This is a genomic window from Hwangdonia sp., from assembly GCF_048381975.1.
Lineage (GTDB): Bacteria > Bacteroidota > Bacteroidia > Flavobacteriales > Flavobacteriaceae > Hwangdonia > Hwangdonia seohaensis.
This window is the reverse complement of record NZ_JBLWYT010000006.1, coordinates 148,713-169,705: the sequence shown is the minus strand read 5'-3', so window position 1 is coordinate 169,705 and position 20,993 is coordinate 148,713. Positions and strand designations below refer to the sequence as shown.

Below are 20,993 nucleotides of genomic sequence, written 5' to 3'. Positions count from 1 at the left end.
ATAAATTTAAGACAAATTCAATTATAAGCGTCTAAAATTACTAAAAAAGAATGCTTAATCAGCAACAGCTTGCATCACTAATTTCCTGAATTTATTTGAGGTATCATCACCTTTAATACGTTGGGTTTGTTTTAAAAGCACACCAATTATTTCCTCTTTGGGGTCTGCAAAATAGGTAGTATTAAAATAGCCGCCCCAAACAAACGTACCTTCACTTCCATTACCACCCAAGTCGTGTCCTTTTTTATCCACCAAACCGAAAGCCAATCCATGAACCGCTTTAATATCTTCAGAAATATATGGTATTTGGTTGGTTAATATGGTCTCCACAGTGGTTCTGCTTAACAATCTATTGCCGTTTAAGGTGCCATGGTTCAAATACATTTGTAAAAAAGCAGCGTAATCTTTTGCGGTGCTTGATAATCCCGCACCCCCGGAGAAAAAGCGTTTTGCGCCTTTAATGGGGTAATCGGTATCGTAAAATGTAATAGGATATTTTATCCACTTATCATCTTCTTTGGTTTGTACGGTTACCAAACGGTTGTATTTGGATTCCGGAAGATAGAACTGGGTGTCGTGCATGCCCAAAGGCTCGAAAATTCTGGTTTTTAAAAACGCATCAAAAGGCATTCCCGATACGATTTCAATAAAATAACCCAACACATCGAGCCCTTCGCTATACGTGAATTTTTCGCCCGGGTTATGGTGCAATGGCAGTTTTGCCAGCTTTTTAATGTTATCTTCAATACTGATGTTTTCGGTTGTAAACAAATCGATAATACCAGCTTTATTGTACAGTTTTTTAAATCGACGGTCGCCATCAATAACGCCATAACCAAGTCCTGAAGTATGGGTTAATAAATGCCGAATGGTGATTTGTTTTTCTGTGGGTTTGGTAGTGTACGACGAATCGCTTTCGTTAAACGTTTCTAAAATTTGTTCGTCTTTAAATTCCGGAATGTATTTTGAAATGGGGTCGTCTAAATTAAACTTGCCTTCTTCCCAAAGCATCATAACCGCGGTTGACGTGATGGCTTTTGATTGTGAGGCGATTCGAAAAATGTCCGATTGTTGCAAAGCTCTTTCCGCAGCATTATCCGCCATTCCAAAGGCTTTGTGGTACACTATTTTTCCGTGTCGCGAAACCAATGCCACAGCACCGGGAATAACATCGTCTGAAACGGCTTGGTTGAGCATCGTACCAATATAACTCAATCTGAATTCTGACATCCCAACCTCATCAGCTTGGGCTTCAGAAAATGTTTTGGATGCTTGTGTTTGTGTGGTGTCTTTCGATTTAAAACAGCTTATAAAAAAGAAGGAAACAGCTAAAATATATAGTAGTTTTTTCATGGTGAAAATTAGTGGTTTTGGTTAGACATAAATAGCTAAGTTACTTTTTTTAAACCATTTATAAAAAGCATCAGCTTAATGGTAAAAAAAACCCCTTTTCAAATAAATGAAAAGGGATATAACATGTAGAGAGTTGCTTAACATACAGGCAGTAACCAACCAAATTTTAACCCTAACTTAAAATTAGTCCTGTATTTTAACTTGGCTCTCTACAATATCTTTAATAGGGACTATTAATTTTCCTTCTTCTGTTTTTATCGTTACCGATATACTGTTTATAGACTCTACCTCGCCTCGGATACCATTAAATTCAATCACCTTACCTACTTCGTATAATTTCCTGGTGTAAAAGGTGTGCAATACTTTTTCAATTACATTTCGAGCTCCCAAACCAAACGCCAAGGCAAAAGCCAATAGAAATGCCGCGAGTATCATTTTTATGTTACTCGTAATTATTTCGGTATTTATTTCAGCTTGATTTAGAGCCGTTACGCTTATTAATACCATTAATAATAAAAAGACCAATTGACTTAACAGCTTGCCTCCAGACAACTCCAAAGATTCGAATAAACTCTGCAACGATTTTTTAACAAAGGTTGCAAACAGCAAACCTAAGGTTACAATGGCCAAAGCCGTAAACAGTTTTGGCAAATACCCCATAAAGCTTTTTAAACCTTCTGATACCATGGTGAGCTCCAAAATATCGGCAACAATGGAAATTAAAACAATATACAGCAACCATTTGATGGTTTTAACAAGAATGTTTACCAAATTAATATTCAAGGTTTTGCCCTCTGATAATTCAATCTGGTTGAGCTTGTCTCCTAATTTGTTTACATTGGCTTTTAAGAGCACTTTTTTTAATACACTGCTAATGATTTTTACAATGATTAAAAAAATAATAATCAACACAAGTACACCAATAATTTTGGGTGCAGATGCCGCAATATCAAGCCATAAATTTTGTAATGATTCTTTTAACTGTTCTAAAAATTTCATAATTGATGGGTTATAATTGGTTGTTTTTTTGTCGCTTGCTAATCACCGTTTCTATAACATGGCTAAAATTATAAGAAAACAAAGCAGCCAGTTCCATGATGAGTTTAGCCATGGCAATATCGTTCATTACCTTTGTCTTTAACTCTGGCGGAACTTCCTTTAGTGGTTGATTTATAAGTTTAAATGGATTATCCATTATTTAAGGTTGTTAGTATATACGGTTTTTAGCTTGTCTTTTGCGCGTTTAATTCTCATTTTAACTGCACTTTCACCTATTCCTAAAACACTTTCAATATCTTTTATGGAAAGAAAATCTTGGTATTTTAACAATAATATCATTTTCTCTTCTGGAGAAATGAGCTCTAAGGCCACTTTTAATTTATCAACTTTCATATCCAGAAAACTGGTATCGCTTTCATCGGTATAAGAAAGGTTTTCAATATCCTTATAATCTACGGATTGCTTCTCAAATTTTTTAGCCGTATTTCTGGTTACATAATTTACACAATGGTTATAGGTAAACGCATACAACCAGGTTGAAAATTTCGATTTCCCTTTAAAACTCGCCAATTTAACAAAGAGTTTTAAAAACACATCTTGTGTTAAATCTTTAGCTTCGTCGGCATCTTTTGCAAACCCAAAACACTTGTTATATACCAATGTAGCATACCTGTCGTAAAGTATCTCGAAAAGCACTGTGTTATTGGTTTTAACAATGGCTTTTACCAAATCTTCATCGGGCAAATTACTAGTATCTGTTAGGGTTTTCAAATGTAGCTTACGGCTCTTTTAGTTGTTTTAGTTAAGACACGGACTTATTAAATAAGTCACACATCATTCAAAGTAAATGCTATATTTCACTAAAATGAATACACCCACTTTCTTCTTACCGAAATATAATATTATTTTTACAATTTATTAAAAACTAAAGCAAAATTATTAGCGATTTTATTCCTAATTTTGAAAAAATATTTTTATGAAATTACTAAGCATTTATTTAATTACGTTATTATTTTCGGCAGTAACACACCCCAAAGCACCAGAAGATTATTGGAGCGCCACAGGACACAGGGTTGTTGGTAAAATAGCCGATAAGCACCTTAACAGAAAAGCAAAAAAAGAGGTTAATAGGCTTTTAAAAAGAAAATCGTTAGCCTTTGTTTCTACCTTTGCCGATGAGATAAAATCTGATAAAAAATATAACAAATACTATACGTGGCATTATATAAATATGCCTTTGGATGAAACTTACGAGAACTCAAAAAAGAATCCAGATGGCGATTTGGTAACGGGTATTGCCTATTGCAAAAGTGTTATAAAAGATGAAAATGCATCAGACGACGACAAAGCCTTTTATCTGAAATTATTGATTCATTTAATTGGCGATTTGCACCAACCGATGCATGTTGGCTTACAAGAGGACAAGGGCGGAAACGACTTTAAATTACAGTGGTTTTACAAGGATTCTAACCTACACCGTGTTTGGGATTCCCAAATGATTGATCAATATGATATGAGTTATACCGAATTAGCTGAAAATACTGATGTTTTATCCAAACACCAAATTATGGCCATACAACAAGGCACCGTTGTAGATTGGGTAAACGAAACCCATCAATTAACCAAAAAGGTTTACAGCACTGTAAAACCCGGCGAGAATTTAAGATACCGATATTCGTATGATAATTTTGAAACCGTAAGAAGCCAATTGCAAATAGCCGGCATCCGATTGGCTAAAGTTCTAAACGACTTGTTTTAGGGCAATATTTAAACACTAATAAAAAACCGCCCCAAAGTTTTTCCTCGCTTTGGGGCTGTTTTATTTTCTATTTATTCTTCACATAAATCAACTTAAACCGGGCATTGCTTTGATCGCGTTGTTCCATGTCAAATTGTGGAAGCGATTTAAAAAGCGGTGTTAGTTTAGCAAATCCAAAATTTCTTGAGTCAAAATTAGGCTGCTTTTTAAGTATTAATGAGCCCACATCGCCAAGAAAAGCCCACCCATCGTCATCGGCGGCATCGTCAACCGAGTTTTGGAGCAGTTTAATGACTTTAGGCGTGATGTTATATAGGTTTTCCTTTTTCGTTTTCCGGCCTTTTTCATCTTTATCGCTATCACTTTTTAAGATTTCCAAGTAAATAAACTTATCGCAGGCCACAATAAACGGATTGGGAGTTTTTTTCTCGCCCATGCCATAAACCACCATACCGGCTTCCCGCAATCGTGTAGCGAGTTTAGTGAAATCGCTATCGGACGACACCAAACAAAAACCGTTCACTTTTTCAGAATACAATATATCCATCGCATCAATAATCATTGCCGAATCGGTGGCGTTTTTGCCTGTCGTGTATCCGTATTGTTGTATGGGCGTTATGGCATTTTCAAGCAGAATATTTTTCCATTTTGATAAATGCGGTTTAGTCCAATCGCCATAAATCCTTTTAATAGTTGGTGTACCGTATTTTGTTATTTCTTCCATCATTTCAGAAATATACTTTGATGGGATGTTGTCGCCGTCAATCAAAACGGCAATTTTGGTGTCTTCTTTCATATTTTATAAAGGTAATTAAATATAGTAGAATACAAATATTCGGCAACAATTTTACCAATTAATTTCATAAAACAAATCCCTTGAATCTTTTTAACATTTTATAAAGAAATAAACATTTCATTATTTCTATTTTTAGCAAGACTAATTTTCAAATAATCAATCGGGTTTAAATCCTTTAAAACATTTATTTCATGAAACACCAAAAACTCAGAGCTTTAAAATTATTAAGCCTTGCATTTATGCTAGCGCTTTTTCTTGTTCCGCTTAATGCCGAAGCTCAAAAAAAGAAACGCGGAAAGAAAAAAAACCAAGTTGAAGCTCCGGTTAAACCTGCTCCAAAAAAATCAAAAGAAAAAAAGATTGAAGACCTTGTAAAATCCAGTAAAAAAATTGAAGGTTTATTTACCATATACCAAGATACGATTACGGGATCTTTACAAATGTTGATTTCTGATGACCAAATTGATAATGAGTACATTTATTTTAGTCAAATTGCAGATGGCGTTATGGATGCCGGAAGAATTATAAGAGGCATGTACAGAGGCTCAAAAGTTTTTAAAATAAAAAAGCACTTTGATAAAATTGAATTTGAAACGCAGAACAATTCGTTTTATTTCGATCCGGAAAGTGCTCTTTCAAAATCAAAAGATGCCAATATTAGCCATGGTAATATGGCCAGCATTAAAGTTGAAGCACACGATAAAAAGAAAGGCCTTTACTTAATTAAAGCGGATGGTTTGTTTTTAAGTGAAACATTTTCTCAAATAAAAAATCCGAGGTTTCCAGGCGCATCGCCAACCGCTTTTCAATTGGGTAGTTTAAGTAAAACGAAAACCAAGATTAATTCGATCAGAAATTACGAAGAAAACACCAATTTGCAAGTGGAGTATGTGTACTCCTCGCCTTCTGTTTTAAATGGCGGATCTAACGCGGTTGCCGATGGCAGAAACGTGAGTATTAAAGTGTTCCATAGTTTAATGGAAATGCCTGATAACGATTACGAAATACGATTCGACGACCCAAGGGTTGGGTATTTTTTAACACAGGTTAACGACCAAACCTCTACGAGTGCTACACCGTATCGGGATTTGGTACACCGTTGGAACTTAAAAAAGAAAGACCCCAATGCCGCCATCTCTGAGCCTGTTGAACCCATTACCTGGTGGATTGAAAATTCTACGCCAATGGAGTGGCGGGAAACCATAAAAAATGCGGTTTTGCAATGGAACGTGGCTTTTGAAAAAGCAGGCTTTAAAAACGCTATGGCCGTAAAAATACAACCCGATGATGCCGAATGGGATGCTGGCGATATACGTTATAATGTACTGCGTTGGACATCGTCTCCACAACCGCCTTTTGGTGGTTACGGCCCCAGTTTTGTAAATCCGAAAACCGGACAAATTCTGGGTGCGGATATTATGTTGGAATACGTGCATTTCACCAATAGGGTGATGTACGATAAGCTATTCGATTTAGCCTCATTAAGCCAAACTTTTGATGATTCTGAAAATTATGAAGACGATAAAATGTACTGTTCCTTAGGCCATCTGATGCACGAAAACACGTTGTTTGGCAAGGCGGTTTTACAGGCATCGAACGCAACCGATTTAGAGATGAAACGCATGAAAAAAGAAGCGATGACGGCGTTGATTATGCACGAAGTTGGGCATACCTTAGGTTTAAATCACAACATGAAAGCGAGTCAGTTATTCTCTCCGGAACAACTTGCCGATGCCGATTTTATTAAAGGCAAATGTTTAACCGGTTCGGTTATGGATTATGCGGCCATAAATATTACAAAAGATAGAAGTAAACAAGGACAGTATTACGATACCGCCGTGGGACCTTACGATGTTTGGGCCATTCAATTTGGGTACACACCCTTTGAAAGTGAGGCTGAAAGAGAAGCTTTATTAAATCAATCGACCAAACCCGAACTCATTTTTGGAAATGATGCCGACGACATGCGTTCTCCAGGAAAAGCAATCGACCCACGCGTTATGGTTGGCGATTTATCAAACGATCAAATTACCTATTCAAACGATCGTTTTGAGGTTATTAACACGATGATGGAAGGCATTAAGGATAAGTTTTCTAAATCTGGCCAATCATACCAAGAATTAAGGCAAGCGTATTATATTTTAAGTAGTCAAAGAGGAAGTGCTGCCAATGTAGTATCCAGATTTATTGGCGGTGTTTATGTAGATCGATCTATGGCTGGTCAAGCCGGTGAAACGCAACCTTACACCCCGGTGAGTTTAAACGACCAAAAAAGAGCCATGGCAACCTTAAACAAACACGTTTTTGCACCAAATGCTTTTGATGCACCAAACGATTTATACAACTACTTAGCCATGCAACGCCGTGGTTTTGGGTTTATGCGTTCAACAGAAGACCCTAAAATACACAGTCAAGTATTGGGTTATCAAAAAAACGTATTAAACCATTTGCTGCACCCCAATACATTACAGCGTATTACGGATTCTGAATTGTACGGTAACTCGTATAAATTATCCATGGTAATGAGCGATTTAAACCATGCTATTTTTAAAGCGGATATTTATTCCAACGTCAATTCATTCAGACAAAATTTACAATTGGAATACACCAACATGCTTATTGATATGCTAACAGGCAAACAAAGCAGCAGGTATTCCAATAATGCGAAATCTATGGCTTTATATAATTTAAAAAATACACGAACCATGGCTGCACCTTCTGGAAATATAGCATCAAGAGCGCACAAACAACATTTAAGAACGCTTATTGACAATGCGTTAAAAGAAGTTAAATAACACGCATTTTATACAACAAACAAAAGCCATATCGTTAAAAATGATATGGCTTTTTTATTTTTATTGGTATCTTAATAAAAAAAATAATTTTCTTAAAATGAAAAAAATTGTAGCTCTCATTTTTTTGTTAGTTTCCATTCAATCTATTGGTCAAAAAAACTTATTCACCAAGGGTTTAGTTACACCAAAAAACTATTACACAGAAATTGAATTTGAATATATTTCAGAAAAAATAATTATTCCGGTTACCATTGAAAACAAAACCTATCGTTTTTTATTTGATACGGGTGCGCCAAACTTAATATCGACTCAAATTAAAAATGATATTGAAATCAATGCTATAAAAAGTATCAACATTAAAGATGCAACAAGTAAACGAAATAGTTTAGCGGTTGTATCGGTGCCAGAAATAACAATTGGCGGTGTTTCTTTTAAAAACTGCCCCACTTTAGTTGACGCGAATAAGCAAAATTTTATTTTCGACTGTTTTGAAATTGATGGTATCATTGGGAGCAATATGCTGCAAAAATCGATAGTTCAAATAGATTTAAAAAAGAATGTGATTCGGCTAACCAACAAAAAAAAGAAACTCACTTTAAACAAAAGCGATGCTACAAAACTGCATTTAATTGGCAGGCAAAAAAGCCCGTATATCTGGATTGATTTACATGGAAAAAAAAGAGCCAAAGAGCATTTGTTAATCGATACGGGCATGAAAGGGTTTTACGATGTGTCGCTTAAAAACTTTAACGCACTTCAAAAAAACAAGATATTCAAGGTGCAGAGTGAAGGCATTGGCAGTAAAAGCATTGGTTTTTTTGGTGCTGCGGAAAAGAGCAAACTTTACAGGGTTACGGTTGACACCTTAAAAATAAACCAAACCATTTTTAAAAATGTAACCACGGCAACCACCAGCGACGATAACTCGAGGATTGGTTCTGAAGCGTTAAAGCATGGTGTGATGACCATGGATTTTTTAAATAAGAAATTCTATTTTTCCTCGTACGAATCCACTAATGATTTAGCGGAAAAATTATGGGGATTTAGCCCTACGGCAATTAACAACAAACTTGTTGTTGGAGTTGTTTGGGATGATAATTTGAAAAAGGAAATTAGCTTTGGCGATGAAATTATAAAGTTAAATGCGCTCGATGTACCGCAAATTGATATTTGTGATTTTATAACTTCAAAAGCAAGTTATACTAAAAAAGACACTTTGGAATTAACTGTGAAAACTTCTGAAGGTTTATATAAAACAGTACGGATTGAAAAAACATGGCCCCAATAAAAAAGCTACTTTAGGTAAAGTAGCTTTAAGTGTTTATTATCCGAATGTTTCTTTTTAGAGCCAGTGACTGGTTTACTTTATGTTTCATTCGCAATTCTATTTATTAGCCTTCAAAATGTATGCCAAAATTTATTTTGAAAGACAATTTTTAATTAAAAGCCTTACGAATATTCAGGTACTTTTCCTTTTACATCTTTATAGAAATTATACATGAATTCGAAATCTGCTTTCGTATCATCTGTAGGATAAAAGGGCTCTGAAATCTTGTTTTGTTTATTTTCAAAATCCAGCGTAAACATAATAATGGGTACCTTGGCTTCTTTAGCGATATAATAAAAACCGGTGCGCCATGTGTCAACTTTTTTTCTGGTGCCTTCTGGAGCCATCGCCATTCTAAACTCGTCTTTTTCAGCAAATAACTTTGCTATGGCCTGCACTTTGTTTTCATTGGATTGCCGGTTAATTGGCGCACCTCCCAAAGCTTTAAAAAACCAACCAATAGGAAAAACAAACAATTCTTTTTTACCAACAAAATTTGTTTTAATGCCGAGCACAGAACGCAATAAAACGCCGATATAAAAGTCGTGCCAACTGGTATGTGGTGCAGCAATAATTACCGCTTTTTTAATTGTATCGTTAGAAAAATTGGTGTTGCCAACAGCTTTCCAACCTAAAAGCTTAAAGTAAATGAATTTGGCTAACCACCGCATATTACATTTTTTGGTAAAGTTCTTTTAATTTTTTGGGCGTCATTATTTTTTTCCAATTTTTACCCAGCGCATTTTCCCAAAGCGGTTCTAAACTAAGCGATATATTTATCATGATATCAAATTCCCTATCGCTTAAATTGGCGCATATCCCTTTAGGCAACACAATATTATGCTTCTTTTTCATGGCTTTAAATACCTTTACGCCTTCGGGATAAAATTCTTCCAAATGATTGAAAACAATGCAATTGCCTATACCGTGCCTTGTTCCCAATAAATAAGATAATCCGTAACTCATGGCGTGTGCCACACCAACTTGCGAGTAGGCAATGCTCATACCACCGTGCCACGATGCCATCATGAGTTTTTCCTGGGCATCAACACTTGATAAAGTATCGGTTAAAAATATCTCTTCACATAGTTGTAAGGCCATCTCGCCATAACTTTGGCTAAAGGCGTTTAAATAGGTTCCCGTAAGCGATTCAATGCAATGGATATAACAGTCCATACCGGTGTAAAACCACTGTTCGGTTGGCACATCTTTGGTAAGTTCGGAATCTAAAACAACTTGATCAAAAGGTGTATAATCTGAATTTATACCTAGTTTTCTTTCCGGCCCCGTTAACACCGTAGTCCTCGAAACCTCGGCCCCCGTTCCAGATATAGTGGGAATGCCCACATGATAAATAGCTGGGTTTTTAACCAAATCCCAACCTTGATAATCTTTAGCTTCTCCTTTGTTGGTAATCATGATAGATACCGCTTTGGCCAAATCTAAAATAGTGCCTCCACCAATTCCAATAATTCCGGAAGGGCGTTCTTTGGTATTTAAAATAATATCTTCAACCAGCTCATCGACTTGCGATGTTCTGGGTTCCTCATTTGCTGATATATAAATAATTCGGTCATCGTAAGACGTAGGTATTCGAGACGACAACCAGTTGTTGTTTTTAAAAACATCATCTACCAAAAAAATAAATGGTGCGTTAACGCTTAATCGTTTTGGGGCAATAATATCATTTAACTGATTAAAACTACCTCTGCCAAAAATTACTCTTGGCACCATGGGAAAGTTTCTATAATTCATTTAATGTAATTTCTTTTTTCAAATTGTAAAAATAGTACTATTTTCATTTTTACTCGATTAAAAGGTAATGAAATATCTTACCAATTAATCCAACAAATTTAAAACCTCTCTTAAACCACCAATGGTTTTGTAAGTTTTACCATTCGTTTCTTTTTTGCTTACCGTTTCGTGCGCCCAAGTGGTATGAAATGGGATATGAATGGCATGGGCTTTAATATTTACCAAGGGCAAAACATCCGATTTTAAAGAGTTTCCTATCATTAAAAACTCTGTGGGTTTAATATCCAAATGATTTAAAAGATTGGAATAATTACGCTCTTGCTTATCGCTTAACACTTCAATATGATGAAAATATTTGGTTAAACCAGATTTTTCCAGTTTGCGTTCTTGGTCCAATAAATCGCCTTTGGTAGCCAATATCAATCGGTATTTTTTTGAAAGCACGTTTAAAACGTCTTCAACGCCATCAAGCAACTCCACAGGTTTTTCAAGCATGTTTTTGCCAATAGTCAATATGGCTTCGATGGTTTTATTTGAAATATTATAGTTTGATAATTCCAGAGCCACTTCTACCATCGATAAAATGAAAGCCTTAACACCATAGCCATAAAGCGGAAGATTTTTCATTTCCATTTTGAACAGCTCTTGGTCTATTTTATTTGGGGTTTCGTATTTTGACAACAAGCGTTGAATCTCCTCTTCGGCCTCACGAAAATAGGTTTCGTTAACCCAAAGTGTATCATCGGCATCAAATCCAATTACTTTAATGTGTTGATACTCTTTTTTCAATTTTTTTGTTTATAATAATTCTAACTCACTTTAAAAAGATTCCCTTTTTATTCATTATTTAACATTTTATAATAATGAATTCATGAATCTTACGATTTCAAGGGAATGACTTCGTCACTTCCATAATTTATTTGCGCGTTCTAAATCTTCCGGGGTATCAATCTCGATACCCTGCACATCGGTTTCAACCATTTTTATGCGTTTGCCGTATTCTAAATAGCGCAATTGTTCCAGCTTTTCAGAAGCTTCTAAAGCAAGCATAGGCAATCGATAAAAATCCAATAAAGCCGCTTTTCTAAATGCATAAACGCCTTTGTGTTTGTAATATTTTACATCAACGGTTTTATCTCTTGGGAATGGGATTACGCTACGCGAAAAATATAATGCGAAATTAGTATTATCGACAATAACCTTTACCGTATTTGGGTTTTTAATTTCCTCGTCATCTGTAATATGAACCATTAATGAGGCTAAATCTATGGTTTTATCGTAATCATCTTTAAAGACTTCAATCAGTTTTTTTAATGATTCTGCATCAGTAAAAGGCTCATCGCCCTGCACGTTTATAACAATATCAATATCTAAATCTTCAACAGCTTCGGCTATTCTATCGCTACCGCAATCGTGTTCCTTAATGCTCATAATGGCTTTACCGCCGTTGTTAACTATCTCTTTGTAAATGATATCGCTATCGGTAACTACAAAAACATCATCAAATAAATTGGTGGCAACGGTGGCTTCATAAGTCCGACGGATAACGGTTTTTCCGCCTAAATCCTGCATGAGTTTTCCGGGGAAACGTGTGGCGCTGTATCGCGCGGGAATCATTGAGATTATTTTCATCTACTTCTAAATAATGTAGTTCAAAAATACTATAAATATTACTGATTTTTAACTTTAGATGGTTTAAACTTTTTATACAATCGGAAAATTATAAATAATATGATTGCTACTAAAATGATAGCTAAAATGGGGAGGAATATTGAAATAACCGACATTACCGTAGCCGTAACGGTTTCAATGGTCGATACTATGGGATTTCCCAAACCACCCGTTGTGGCCGTGGATGCCAATCGTGTTGTACTTGAGGTTCCGGCAATGGCCGCTGCCGTTCCGCCACCTGCGATGATGGCTAACGACCAGGTTATAACGGGGCTTAAATCGGCCACCGTAGACATCATTACCGCCGTTCCTGCAAGTGCCGCCAAAGGCACCGCGATACTATCCAATAAATTATCGATATAAGGTATAAAATAGGCAAAAATTTCTACCAGCGTAGCAACGCCTAAAGTTATTAAAGCGGTGGTACTGCCAATCCATTCCCAAGATTCGTTGAGTGGCCAAACATCAAAATAAGCAGCCAAACTCAATGCGAACAACGGCAAAAACACCCTAAACCCAACCGATGCGGCAAGCCCTATGCCTAAACATATACTAATAATGGTTTCTACTGTCATAAGCCTAAATCCCCTTTCGGGAATTTTTTTAAAGATTAATAATCATTCAAAGCTAAAATACTATGCTAATTTACAAAGATTTTTAAAGTTAATTGGTTGATAAAAAAACTCCAAAATCAGCAGTCTTCAGTCAAAACTTATCTTCTAACCCTTTAATTTAAAACCCACCCCTAGCCCTTCCAAGGCGGGGAACTCTCACTCTTAAAATTTAAAAAGTGATTTATTGATTGGTACACATTTCCGCAACGTTAATACGGTGAGATTTTGTGCGCAAACAAATTTCCGTCTTACCCTGAGTGAACATCCGTCTTCGGTCTTCCAACTTTCAACTTAGCACTATTCCTCAAAAAAATCATCCTTAAAACCTATAAGATACAATTTATCCTTGGCTCTGGTTACAGCGGTGTACAGCCATCGCAAATAATCTTTATCCACGCCATTGGGCAAATAGGGTTGCTCGACAAAAACGGTGTGCCATTGTCCACCTTGGGATTTATGACAGGTTATGGCATAAGAAAACTTAACCTGCAACGCATTAAAATGTTTATTGCCTTTTATTTTTAAGAATCTTTTGTAATTGCTCGTTTCGTTTTCGTAGTCTTTTTGGACTTCTTGATAGAGTCTATTCGATTCTTCGTAAGGTAGCGAGGGCGTTTCGGCATCAATGGTATCTAATAGCAAAACGGTTTCAAATGGTCTCATTTTTGGATAATCGACCATGCGTACCTTAACTTCCGCGAAGCGAAATCCGTATAATTCCTTAATCGAAAAAATCTCTAAAACCTCAATGATATCGCCATTGGCAATAAAACCGGCTTCGGTTGTGGGCTTAATCCAAAAATAATTGTTCTTAACCACCATTAAATAATCGCCCGCGGTTAACTCGTGTTCGTTAAATAAAATCCGACTTCGTATTTGCTGGTTATATAGGTTAGCGCGCTTATTGCTGCGAACGATAATAGCGGTTTCCTCGTTCCCTAAACTGCTGTAGGCATCGTTTATGGCGTCCATAATATCGTAGCCATCAACCAATCTTACAATATCGGTAAAACCGTTTAAATCGAATTTAAAAGCATCGTGGGCATTTCTCGATAAAGCCTCGCGCAGCACCGTGGCGTTTTCTAAAATCCCCGAATCCTGCTCTTGTCGCATCACTTCGTCCAGCTCCATTTTTGTAACCTCTTTGTTGTAATTCAAGGCCAATTTATTTTCATCCAACGCTGGGCTTAAATCGAGTTTTACCGGAGGTAATTGGGCGGTATCACCAATTAAAAGCAATTTACACTGGTGACCGGAATATACATATTGCATTAAATCGTCCAGCAACGATCCGTTATCAAAAAATTTAGATTCCCCAGGCGTATCAGGAATCATGGAGGCTTCGTCAACAATAAAAATCGTGTTTTTGTGCTTGTTGGGCTGCAAAATAAATTTTACGCCGCCACCCTTATCTTTTTTAGGAAAATATATTTTTTTATGAATGGTAAACGCTTCTTTGTTTGAATAATTTGAAATCACTTTAGCCGCCCTTCCCGTTGGTGCCATTAACACAGCGCTTTTTTTTGCTTTCCATAAATTGGTAACAATGGTACCAACAATAGTGGTTTTACCCGTACCGGCATAGCCTTTTAACACATACAGGGCGTTTGGTGTTTTGCTGAAAATAAATTCTGAAAGCTGTTGGAGTACAATATTTTGTTTTAACGTGGGTTGAAACGGAAACTGCTGTTTTATAAGGGCGTAAAATTCGGATGAGGTCATTTAAAACAAAATAATTAATAAATTATTCAAATATAGAAATGATTTTTACGTACTTTGGTTTTTACGATTAAAAAAAAATTGTAGATTTGCTAAATACCATTAATAAATTTATTTAATAAATAACGTATCATGAAATTAATTCTCGTTGCAATTGCTGTAATTCTTGTAACAATTGGCTTAGTTAAGTTAGTTGACAAATTTATTCCCACTAAATTTAAACCTTTGTTGCAAGTTGTGCTTTGGATAACTATTGCTTTTTTAGGATATAATACATTCCAATCTGTTTACGGTCCGGTTCACTTTAACAAACTAAAAAACAAGCGTTACGCCGAAGTCATTAAAAGCTTAAATGATATAAGAGATGCACAATTGGCGCACAGAAAAGTAAAGGGTCAATTCGCAGGTAACTTTGATAATTTGATTAAGTTTGTTGATACCGCACAATTTACGATTACACAACGTAGAGACTCTAGTGTAAGAGACGAGGTTTTATCCAAACAATTTGGTGTTGATATGTTTAAAGATATTGTTATTATAGATACTTTGGGATTTGTTCCCGTAAAAGATTCCTTATTTAGAAACTCCGACCGTTATAAAACCATGATGAATGTGCCAGTTGGAAAAGAAGGTGAAAAATTTGAACTTAAAGCCGGTTTTATAGAGCAAAACAATACAAAAATAGCAGTGTTTGAAGCAAAGGTTAAAAAAGACGTGATTTTATTTGATCAAGATAGAGACCTTGTTTTACAGGAAAACCAAATAGTGTCTGTTGATGGTGTTAACGGAAATGCCTTAAAAGTAGGCTCTATGGACGAAGTAAATACCGCTGGAAACTGGCCAAAAACATATGGCGCTAACGAATAAAAACTATAATAAACTAACTAATCTGGAATTGTCCATTCAAATAAGTTTGAGTGGACTTTCTTTTTGTATACTGCAAAGCGATACCAAAACAATTACGGCTTTAAAGCATGTTGATTTTGAAAAAAAACTAAATCCGTTTGAGGTTTTAGACCAGCTAATCCACTTGTTTAACACCGAGGCCGCCTTACAGGTTTCGTTTAACAACGTTAACGTTATACATACCAACGAGCTTTCAACCCTAGTGCCAAAACCATTGTTTAAAGAAGCTTGTTTAGCCGATTATTTAAAGTTTAATTCTAAAATCCTTAAATCCGATTTTATCGCTTTCGATGTTATTGAAACCAACGACAGTGTTAACGTTTACGTCCCGTACATAAATATCAACAATTTTATTTACGAAAAATTCGGAAGCTTTACATACAAACATTTTTCCACCATTTTAATAGAACGCATTCTATCTATCGAAAAAAATGCGGATGGCACCAAGGTTTATGTCAATGTAAATGCAGCTCATTTTGAAATTATTGTAACAGATAAAGGAAAACTCATCCTTTATAACACTTTTGAATACAGTACAAAAGAAGATTTTATTTATTACATTCTTTTTACCGCCGAACAATTAAAACTTAACCCGGAAACGTTACACTTAATTCTTATTGGAAATATTTCGAAAGATGATGAATTATACAACATAGCTTATACATACATTAGGCATGTAAGCTTTGGGAAGCGATTGGACAATTACAAGTATTTACAACCCGTTGAACCCAACCATTCAAACTTCACTTTAATACACAGTTTTTAATGCGGATTATTTCAGGATTATATAAAAGCAGAAAAATTGTAGCACCAAAAAACTTGCCGGTGCGCCCTACAACCGACATGGCTAAGGAATCGCTGTTCAATATTTTAAACAATCGTTTTTATTTCGATGCCATTTCCGTACTCGATTTATTTGCAGGAACAGGCAATATAAGCTACGAGTTTGCATCAAGAGGCACCCAACAAATCACTAGTGTCGATCAGGATTATGGCTGTATAAAATTTATAAATCAAATCGCTGAGAAATTCAATATGCCCATAAACACCATTAAAAGCGATGTGTTTAAGTTTTTAGAAAAATCCACTTTACAAACCCATATTATTTTTGCTGATCCGCCCTATGCCTTTCCTGATGAACAGTTTGCAAAAATCCCCGAACTAATATTTCAGAATAATTTATTATTAGAAGATGGTTTGCTAATCATCGAACATTCCAAACACACCGATTTATCTCATCTAAGCCAATTTAGCTATTCCAAAAGTTATGGTGGCAATATGTTCAGTTTTTTTGAAGCCAACTAAGTTTTCTTTAACATTTCATACTTAATTGCTTTTTTTTCAGTAAATTAGATTTCACCTTAATAGTCCCCGGCTCTAAACATAAACTTTATTCTCTCTAAAAAAGCAGGTCTTTTTTTAAGTTTGGTTATGGTAATTTATCAGTACTATTAATTAAAACCTTAAATAAAATGAAAAAACTTATCCTATTAGGGCTTATATTAACCCTAGTGGTATCCTGTAATCAGGAACCACAACGTTATTTTTCAGAGTCACCAGAAATTGAATCCATAAAAGAAAGAGTAAAAGCCTATGAAGCCCAAGATTGGGATGCTTGGAAATCCCACTTTGCCGATACCGCACAAGTATTTCACAACAAAAACACGGGAATACCTTATCTGGAAAGTATGAAACGCCATCAAGACATGATTTCCAATTTCTCATCCTACGGTTTTTCAGATGATAAAACGGTATTGGAAATGGTCATCGACAAAGAAGGCAAAAAATGGGTGAATTACTGGTCCGTTTGGAGCGGTAAGCTAAAAGCCAATGGCAAAGAATTGATCATACCTGTGCATTTAACCTCTCAATTTGCAGATGGAAAAGTGGTCAAGGAATACGGATATTACGATACCGCCTCAATCACGGCAGCCTTTATAGAAATTGAAGCTGCAGAAATGGAAAGCAATTCCGCTATGGGAGAAGCATTAAATTAGTACAAAACAACTCCCTTTTAGATAAATTATTAGCTATTATCAACATTTAAATAACCAACCAATTAAAACAATTAATTATGAAGACAATCAAAACAACTATGCTTTTGGCATTAATGCTATGCCTTACGGTAAACTTTTCCAATGCACAACAAGCCTATCAAATTCATCAAGACAATGTAAAGCCTTCCAAGTTCATGGAATACGAAAAAATTGCGAAAGAATTCCAAGCAGCATGTATTGAGCACAATTTACAAACCTCGTGGTTTTCGGCTATGAGCCATGATTTCAAATATTTTTACGTTACGCCCATTGAAAACTTTGCAGAATTAGATAAAAACCCATTTGCAGACATGGCAAAAGCCATGGGCGACAAATTTGGAGAAATGTTCGATCGTTTTGATGCGTGTTACGACTCGCACGGTACTTACATCATTGTAAAAGACGACGCGCTAAGTTACAGTCCCGCCGAAGATGCCCAACCAGCCGAGGCCGAAAACTACCGAACTTGGTTTTACATGTATTATAAGCCAGAAAATGCCAAAAAAATGCGCGAAGGCATGAAAGCCGTTAAAGCCATGTTTAAAAGCAAAGGCTCAACGGAATATTACAATGTATACCGCAACGGATTTGGGCAAATGGAAAGCTATTATTTTGTTTCTATCCCTGCAAAAGACGCTATAGATTCGGCTAAAAGAGGCGAAGCAAACAAAGAAGTTTTAGGCCCAGACCGATGGGACACTTTTGCCAAAGTAATGAATTACACCACAAGAACGGAAGAGTACACAGGCGAAATGCGTCCGGATTTATCGTATGCACCAAAAGAAGATTAATTTTTTTACCAACCAATTTTAACTATAAACCCTTCTTTAACAATGTAAAGAAGGGTTTATTTATTTCCAAGCAAATCTATAAGCCGAATTCTGTATGTCCTGAATTTAAAACTCAAAACACCCTTATCATTTATCTGAGTGCATGGTTACCCATACACTTTAGCTGCCTACCCTCCAGCATCGAGCGTGCCGCCCTCAAGCACTGGTTTACATGACATTGCACCACATAGAGTTTACCCGGTTTCACTACAGCATTACCTGTACATACTTTCTGTTGCACTTTTCCTAACCTCACGGTTGGTGGCCATTAACCACTATGTTGCACTACGGTGTTCGGACTTTCCTCCATCCCGACGAATCGAGACAGCGATAAGGCGATCTACTTAGGCACAAAATTACAACAAACAAATGCTACTTTTTCATGAATATTCAATTATTTGGGCGTTACCCCTTCTTAGGTCGGGGTCAGGCTTTCACTACTCGCTTCCTCCTATCGTCGGCGAGCTCAAACAGATCGTTCAATCCTTAACGCGGATTTATTTGCCGGTTTTTGTTTTTAAAACAGGAAGTCGTTTAGTTTTTGGATAAGCCAATTATTTACACATAAAACCATTAAAACCCACATCAACTTAACAACAATAACTTGTTAATAACTCCTATTAAATTCTAAGTTCAAAATACTGAATTCAAAATTGAATTTTTAACTTTGTTATCTATTCAAAAAGCAATAATAACATTGGAGCACTTTGTAGTATCGGCACGTAAGTACAGACCCCAAACGTTTAAAGACGTGGTGGGGCAGCAAGCTATTACAAACACCCTGTTAAATGCTATTGAAAACAACCATTTAGCACAAGCTCTATTATTTACTGGTCCTCGTGGTGTTGGTAAAACAACCTGTGCCCGTATATTGGCTAAAATGATTAATAGCGATGGTACCGAAACAGGTGACGAAGATTTCGCTTTTAATATTTTTGAATTGGATGCGGCTTCAAACAACTCGGTTGATGATATTAGAAATTTAACCGATCAGGTTCGTATTCCGCCACAAGTGGGCAAATACAAAGTGTATATTATTGATGAGGTGCACATGCTATCGCAAGCAGCTTTTAATGCCTTTTTAAAAACCTTAGAAGAGCCACCAAAACACTGTATTTTTATTCTCGCTACTACCGAGAAACACAAAATAATCCCAACGATTTTATCGCGTTGCCAGATTTTCGATTTTAAACGCATTACCGTTAAAGATGCCAAGGCATATTTAAAATACATTGCTGAAGAACAAGGTATAACTGCCGAGGATGACGCGCTACACATTATCGCACAAAAAGCAGATGGTGCCATGCGCGATGCGCTTTCTATTTTTGATCGTGTGGTTAGCTTTTCGGGCAAAAATTTAACACGACAAGCGGTTACCGAGAATTTAAACGTGCTGGATTACGAAACCTATTTTACGAGCACCGACCTTATTTTAGAAAATAAAATCCCTGAATTATTAATTCAGTTTAACAATACGCTTTCAAAAGGGTTTGACGGCCATCATTATATAGCGGGATTAGCGTCGCATTTTAGGGATTTACTGGTTAGTAAAACCCCAGAAACCATCGAACTGCTCGAAGTTGGCGAAAAAACCAAAAACAAATATTTAGAGCAATCCAAAAAAGCCTCGCAAGCTTTTTTAATGCAAGCTATAAATCTCGCCAACGAATGCGACCTCAAGTATAAAACCAGTAAAAACCAACGCTTACTTGTTGAGCTTTGTTTAATGCAGCTTGCCTCTATCACTTTTGATGGAGAAAAAAAAAATAGCAAACATTACATAATACCGCCTTCGTATTTTAAAAATAAGGGCATCACACCTATTCCCGTTACCGTGCCTTCAAAAGCTGCCGATAACCAAGTAAACCATGAAGCCTCGGAAACCATTGCTAAAAAAGCAGAGGTGCCCGCCGCGGTTGCTAGTTTACAGGTAAAAGAACCACCAAAAATTGTTTTAAAGCAAGATAACAAGCGTACTTCTGGATTGTCGTTAAGCAGTATTAGGGCTAAAAAAGAACATCAAATACGGCAAATGGATGTTGTTATTGATGAAGAAAATCTACCCAAAGATGCTTTTACCGAAAAGCAAATGGTAGACACTTGGAATGCCTATGTTAAAATTGTTGAAGACAAAGGGCAGTACAATCTAGCTTCTATTTTGCGGATTGATAAACCCAAATTAAAAGACACGACGATTCATTTGGAATTTCCCAACGAAACCAACAAGTTGGAAGTCGAACGTCAGCAATTCGATTTATTGGGCTATATAAGAAAGACCTTAAATAATTTTGACATCAATTTATCGATTACCGTAAATGAGGTTTTAGAAAAAAAATACGCCTATACAAGTGCGGATAAATTTGAAAAACTAAAGGCTAAAAACCCGAATATAGAAACTTTAAAGAACACTTTTGGGCTAGATATATAAACTGT

20 protein-coding genes and 1 other RNA gene are annotated in these 20,993 nt (G+C 36.1%); 9 read left to right on the top strand and 12 right to left on the bottom strand.

Annotation, left to right across the window (positions count from 1 at the left end):
• Window positions 1-54: 54 nt before the first annotated feature.
• From ACN5J7_RS12125 to ACN5J7_RS12110, 4 genes are all read right to left on the bottom strand, one after another.
• The gene (locus tag ACN5J7_RS12125) at window positions 55-1,353 is read right to left on the bottom strand and encodes a serine hydrolase domain-containing protein (RefSeq protein WP_418604090.1); all 1,299 of its coding nucleotides are present in this window, start codon (window positions 1,351-1,353) and stop codon (window positions 55-57) included.
• A gap of 183 nt (window positions 1,354-1,536) precedes the next feature.
• On the bottom strand, window positions 1,537-2,352 hold the full coding sequence (locus ACN5J7_RS12120; RefSeq protein WP_311937826.1) for a mechanosensitive ion channel family protein: 816 nt from the start codon (window positions 2,350-2,352) through the stop codon (window positions 1,537-1,539).
• Between the two features lie 10 nt (window positions 2,353-2,362).
• A complete protein-coding gene (locus ACN5J7_RS12115) occupies window positions 2,363-2,548 on the bottom strand; it encodes a hypothetical protein (RefSeq protein ID WP_311937824.1) in 186 nt (61 codons plus the stop codon).
• Window positions 2,548-3,123, bottom strand: coding sequence for an RNA polymerase sigma factor (locus ACN5J7_RS12110; protein WP_418604089.1), 576 nt, complete (start codon window positions 3,121-3,123; stop codon window positions 2,548-2,550). The genes ACN5J7_RS12115 and ACN5J7_RS12110 overlap by 1 nt, the downstream gene beginning before the upstream one ends.
• A 205-nt stretch (window positions 3,124-3,328) precedes the next feature.
• Between ACN5J7_RS12110 and ACN5J7_RS12105 the strand changes: the two genes are divergently transcribed.
• Complete coding sequence (locus tag ACN5J7_RS12105) at window positions 3,329-4,111, top strand: S1/P1 nuclease (protein ID WP_418604088.1); 783 nt, start codon at window positions 3,329-3,331, stop codon at window positions 4,109-4,111.
• A 67-nt stretch (window positions 4,112-4,178) separates the two neighbouring features.
• On the opposite strand, the gene ACN5J7_RS12100 is transcribed toward ACN5J7_RS12105, so the two are convergent.
• Window positions 4,179-4,907 (bottom strand): NYN domain-containing protein, encoded by a 729-nt coding sequence (locus ACN5J7_RS12100; RefSeq protein ID WP_418604087.1) that lies wholly within the window; start codon window positions 4,905-4,907, stop codon window positions 4,179-4,181.
• A 191-nt stretch (window positions 4,908-5,098) separates the two neighbouring features.
• Here ACN5J7_RS12100 and ACN5J7_RS12095 point away from each other — a divergent pair, with 191 nt between their 5' ends.
• Both ACN5J7_RS12095 and ACN5J7_RS12090 read left to right on the top strand, forming a co-directional pair.
• Window positions 5,099-7,702: a zinc-dependent metalloprotease gene (locus ACN5J7_RS12095; RefSeq protein WP_418604086.1), complete on the top strand. Its 2,604-nt coding sequence runs from the start codon at window positions 5,099-5,101 to the stop codon at window positions 7,700-7,702.
• 97 nt (window positions 7,703-7,799) lie between these two features.
• Entirely contained in the window at window positions 7,800-8,990 is a 1,191-nt protein-coding gene (locus ACN5J7_RS12090; protein ID WP_311937815.1) for a retropepsin-like aspartic protease, read from the top strand.
• Window positions 8,991-9,151: 161 nt separating this feature from the next.
• Here the strand turns inward: ACN5J7_RS12090 and ACN5J7_RS12085 are convergent, their stop codons facing one another.
• The 6 genes from ACN5J7_RS12085 to ACN5J7_RS12060 all read right to left on the bottom strand — a co-directional run bounded on the left by ACN5J7_RS12085 (window position 9,152) and on the right by ACN5J7_RS12060 (window position 14,791).
• The gene (locus ACN5J7_RS12085) at window positions 9,152-9,700 is read right to left on the bottom strand and encodes a 1-acyl-sn-glycerol-3-phosphate acyltransferase (RefSeq protein WP_311937813.1); all 549 of its coding nucleotides are present in this window, start codon (window positions 9,698-9,700) and stop codon (window positions 9,152-9,154) included.
• A gap of 1 nt (window position 9,701) precedes the next feature.
• A complete protein-coding gene (locus tag ACN5J7_RS12080; RefSeq protein ID WP_418604085.1) occupies window positions 9,702-10,784 on the bottom strand; it encodes an iron-containing alcohol dehydrogenase family protein in 1,083 nt (360 codons plus the stop codon).
• 84 nt (window positions 10,785-10,868) lie between these two features.
• Window positions 10,869-11,573: an HAD family hydrolase gene (locus ACN5J7_RS12075; RefSeq protein ID WP_418604084.1), complete on the bottom strand. Its 705-nt coding sequence runs from the start codon at window positions 11,571-11,573 to the stop codon at window positions 10,869-10,871.
• A gap of 114 nt (window positions 11,574-11,687) precedes the next feature.
• Window positions 11,688-12,416 (bottom strand): 3-deoxy-manno-octulosonate cytidylyltransferase, encoded by a 729-nt coding sequence (gene kdsB / locus ACN5J7_RS12070; protein WP_418604083.1) that lies wholly within the window; start codon window positions 12,414-12,416, stop codon window positions 11,688-11,690.
• A gap of 38 nt (window positions 12,417-12,454) precedes the next feature.
• On the bottom strand, window positions 12,455-13,030 hold the full coding sequence (locus tag ACN5J7_RS12065; protein WP_418604082.1) for a DUF4126 domain-containing protein: 576 nt from the start codon (window positions 13,028-13,030) through the stop codon (window positions 12,455-12,457).
• A 336-nt stretch (window positions 13,031-13,366) separates the two neighbouring features.
• Complete coding sequence (locus ACN5J7_RS12060; protein WP_418604081.1) at window positions 13,367-14,791, bottom strand: ATP-dependent DNA helicase; 1,425 nt, start codon at window positions 14,789-14,791, stop codon at window positions 13,367-13,369.
• A 126-nt stretch (window positions 14,792-14,917) separates the two neighbouring features.
• Between ACN5J7_RS12060 and ACN5J7_RS12055 the strand changes: the two genes are divergently transcribed.
• The 5 genes from ACN5J7_RS12055 (at window position 14,918) to ACN5J7_RS12035 (ending at window position 18,521) form a co-directional block, all read left to right on the top strand.
• Window positions 14,918-15,655 carry a hypothetical protein gene (locus tag ACN5J7_RS12055; RefSeq protein WP_418604188.1) on the top strand — a complete coding sequence of 246 codons (738 nt, stop codon included), beginning with the start codon at window positions 14,918-14,920 and terminating at the stop codon, window positions 15,653-15,655.
• Entirely contained in the window at window positions 15,639-16,460 is an 822-nt protein-coding gene (locus ACN5J7_RS12050) for a DUF3822 family protein (RefSeq protein ID WP_418604080.1), read from the top strand. Before ACN5J7_RS12055 ends, ACN5J7_RS12050 begins: the two co-directional genes overlap by 17 nt.
• The gene (locus ACN5J7_RS12045; RefSeq protein WP_418604079.1) at window positions 16,460-16,999 is read left to right on the top strand and encodes an RsmD family RNA methyltransferase; all 540 of its coding nucleotides are present in this window, start codon (window positions 16,460-16,462) and stop codon (window positions 16,997-16,999) included. Before ACN5J7_RS12050 ends, ACN5J7_RS12045 begins: the two co-directional genes overlap by 1 nt.
• 167 nt (window positions 17,000-17,166) lie before the next feature.
• Complete coding sequence (locus ACN5J7_RS12040) at window positions 17,167-17,691, top strand: nuclear transport factor 2 family protein (RefSeq protein ID WP_311937798.1); 525 nt, start codon at window positions 17,167-17,169, stop codon at window positions 17,689-17,691.
• 77 nt (window positions 17,692-17,768) lie between these two features.
• Window positions 17,769-18,521, top strand: a complete 753-nt coding sequence (locus ACN5J7_RS12035; protein WP_418604078.1) for a hypothetical protein — start codon at window positions 17,769-17,771, stop codon at window positions 18,519-18,521.
• Window positions 18,522-18,584: 63 nt separating this feature from the next.
• On the opposite strand, the gene rnpB is transcribed toward ACN5J7_RS12035, so the two are convergent.
• Window positions 18,585-18,907: RNase P RNA component class A (rnpB, locus tag ACN5J7_RS12030), an RNA gene on the bottom strand.
• 350 nt (window positions 18,908-19,257) lie between these two features.
• Between rnpB and ACN5J7_RS12025 the strand changes: the two genes are divergently transcribed.
• The gene (locus ACN5J7_RS12025) at window positions 19,258-20,988 is read left to right on the top strand and encodes a DNA polymerase III subunit gamma/tau (protein WP_418604077.1); all 1,731 of its coding nucleotides are present in this window, start codon (window positions 19,258-19,260) and stop codon (window positions 20,986-20,988) included.
• Window positions 20,989-20,993: the final 5 nt, after the last annotated feature.

What these genes read in the sequence shown, in the direction of transcription:
- ACN5J7_RS12035 (WP_418604078.1), top strand. Translation starts at nt 17,769, where the DNA reads ATGAAGACAATCAAAACAACTATGCTTTTGGCATTAATGCTATGCCTT.
- ACN5J7_RS12060 (WP_418604081.1), bottom strand. Translation starts at nt 14,791, where the DNA reads ATGACCTCATCCGAATTTTACGCCCTTATAAAACAGCAGTTTCCGTTT.
- ACN5J7_RS12120 (WP_311937826.1), bottom strand. Translation starts at nt 2,352, where the DNA reads ATGAAATTTTTAGAACAGTTAAAAGAATCATTACAAAATTTATGGCTT.
- ACN5J7_RS12095 (WP_418604086.1), top strand. Translation starts at nt 5,099, where the DNA reads ATGAAACACCAAAAACTCAGAGCTTTAAAATTATTAAGCCTTGCATTT.
- ACN5J7_RS12105 (WP_418604088.1), top strand. Translation starts at nt 3,329, where the DNA reads ATGAAATTACTAAGCATTTATTTAATTACGTTATTATTTTCGGCAGTA.
- ACN5J7_RS12045 (WP_418604079.1), top strand. Translation starts at nt 16,460, where the DNA reads ATGCGGATTATTTCAGGATTATATAAAAGCAGAAAAATTGTAGCACCA.
- ACN5J7_RS12115 (WP_311937824.1), bottom strand. Translation starts at nt 2,548, where the DNA reads ATGGATAATCCATTTAAACTTATAAATCAACCACTAAAGGAAGTTCCG.
- ACN5J7_RS12085 (WP_311937813.1), bottom strand. Translation starts at nt 9,700, where the DNA reads ATGCGGTGGTTAGCCAAATTCATTTACTTTAAGCTTTTAGGTTGGAAA.
- ACN5J7_RS12080 (WP_418604085.1), bottom strand. Translation starts at nt 10,784, where the DNA reads ATGAATTATAGAAACTTTCCCATGGTGCCAAGAGTAATTTTTGGCAGA.
- ACN5J7_RS12065 (WP_418604082.1), bottom strand. Translation starts at nt 13,030, where the DNA reads ATGACAGTAGAAACCATTATTAGTATATGTTTAGGCATAGGGCTTGCC.
- kdsB (WP_418604083.1), bottom strand. Translation starts at nt 12,416, where the DNA reads ATGAAAATAATCTCAATGATTCCCGCGCGATACAGCGCCACACGTTTC.
- ACN5J7_RS12050 (WP_418604080.1), top strand. Translation starts at nt 15,639, where the DNA reads ATGGCGCTAACGAATAAAAACTATAATAAACTAACTAATCTGGAATTG.
- ACN5J7_RS12100 (WP_418604087.1), bottom strand. Translation starts at nt 4,907, where the DNA reads ATGAAAGAAGACACCAAAATTGCCGTTTTGATTGACGGCGACAACATC.
- ACN5J7_RS12090 (WP_311937815.1), top strand. Translation starts at nt 7,800, where the DNA reads ATGAAAAAAATTGTAGCTCTCATTTTTTTGTTAGTTTCCATTCAATCT.
- ACN5J7_RS12040 (WP_311937798.1), top strand. Translation starts at nt 17,167, where the DNA reads ATGAAAAAACTTATCCTATTAGGGCTTATATTAACCCTAGTGGTATCC.
- ACN5J7_RS12125 (WP_418604090.1), bottom strand. Translation starts at nt 1,353, where the DNA reads ATGAAAAAACTACTATATATTTTAGCTGTTTCCTTCTTTTTTATAAGC.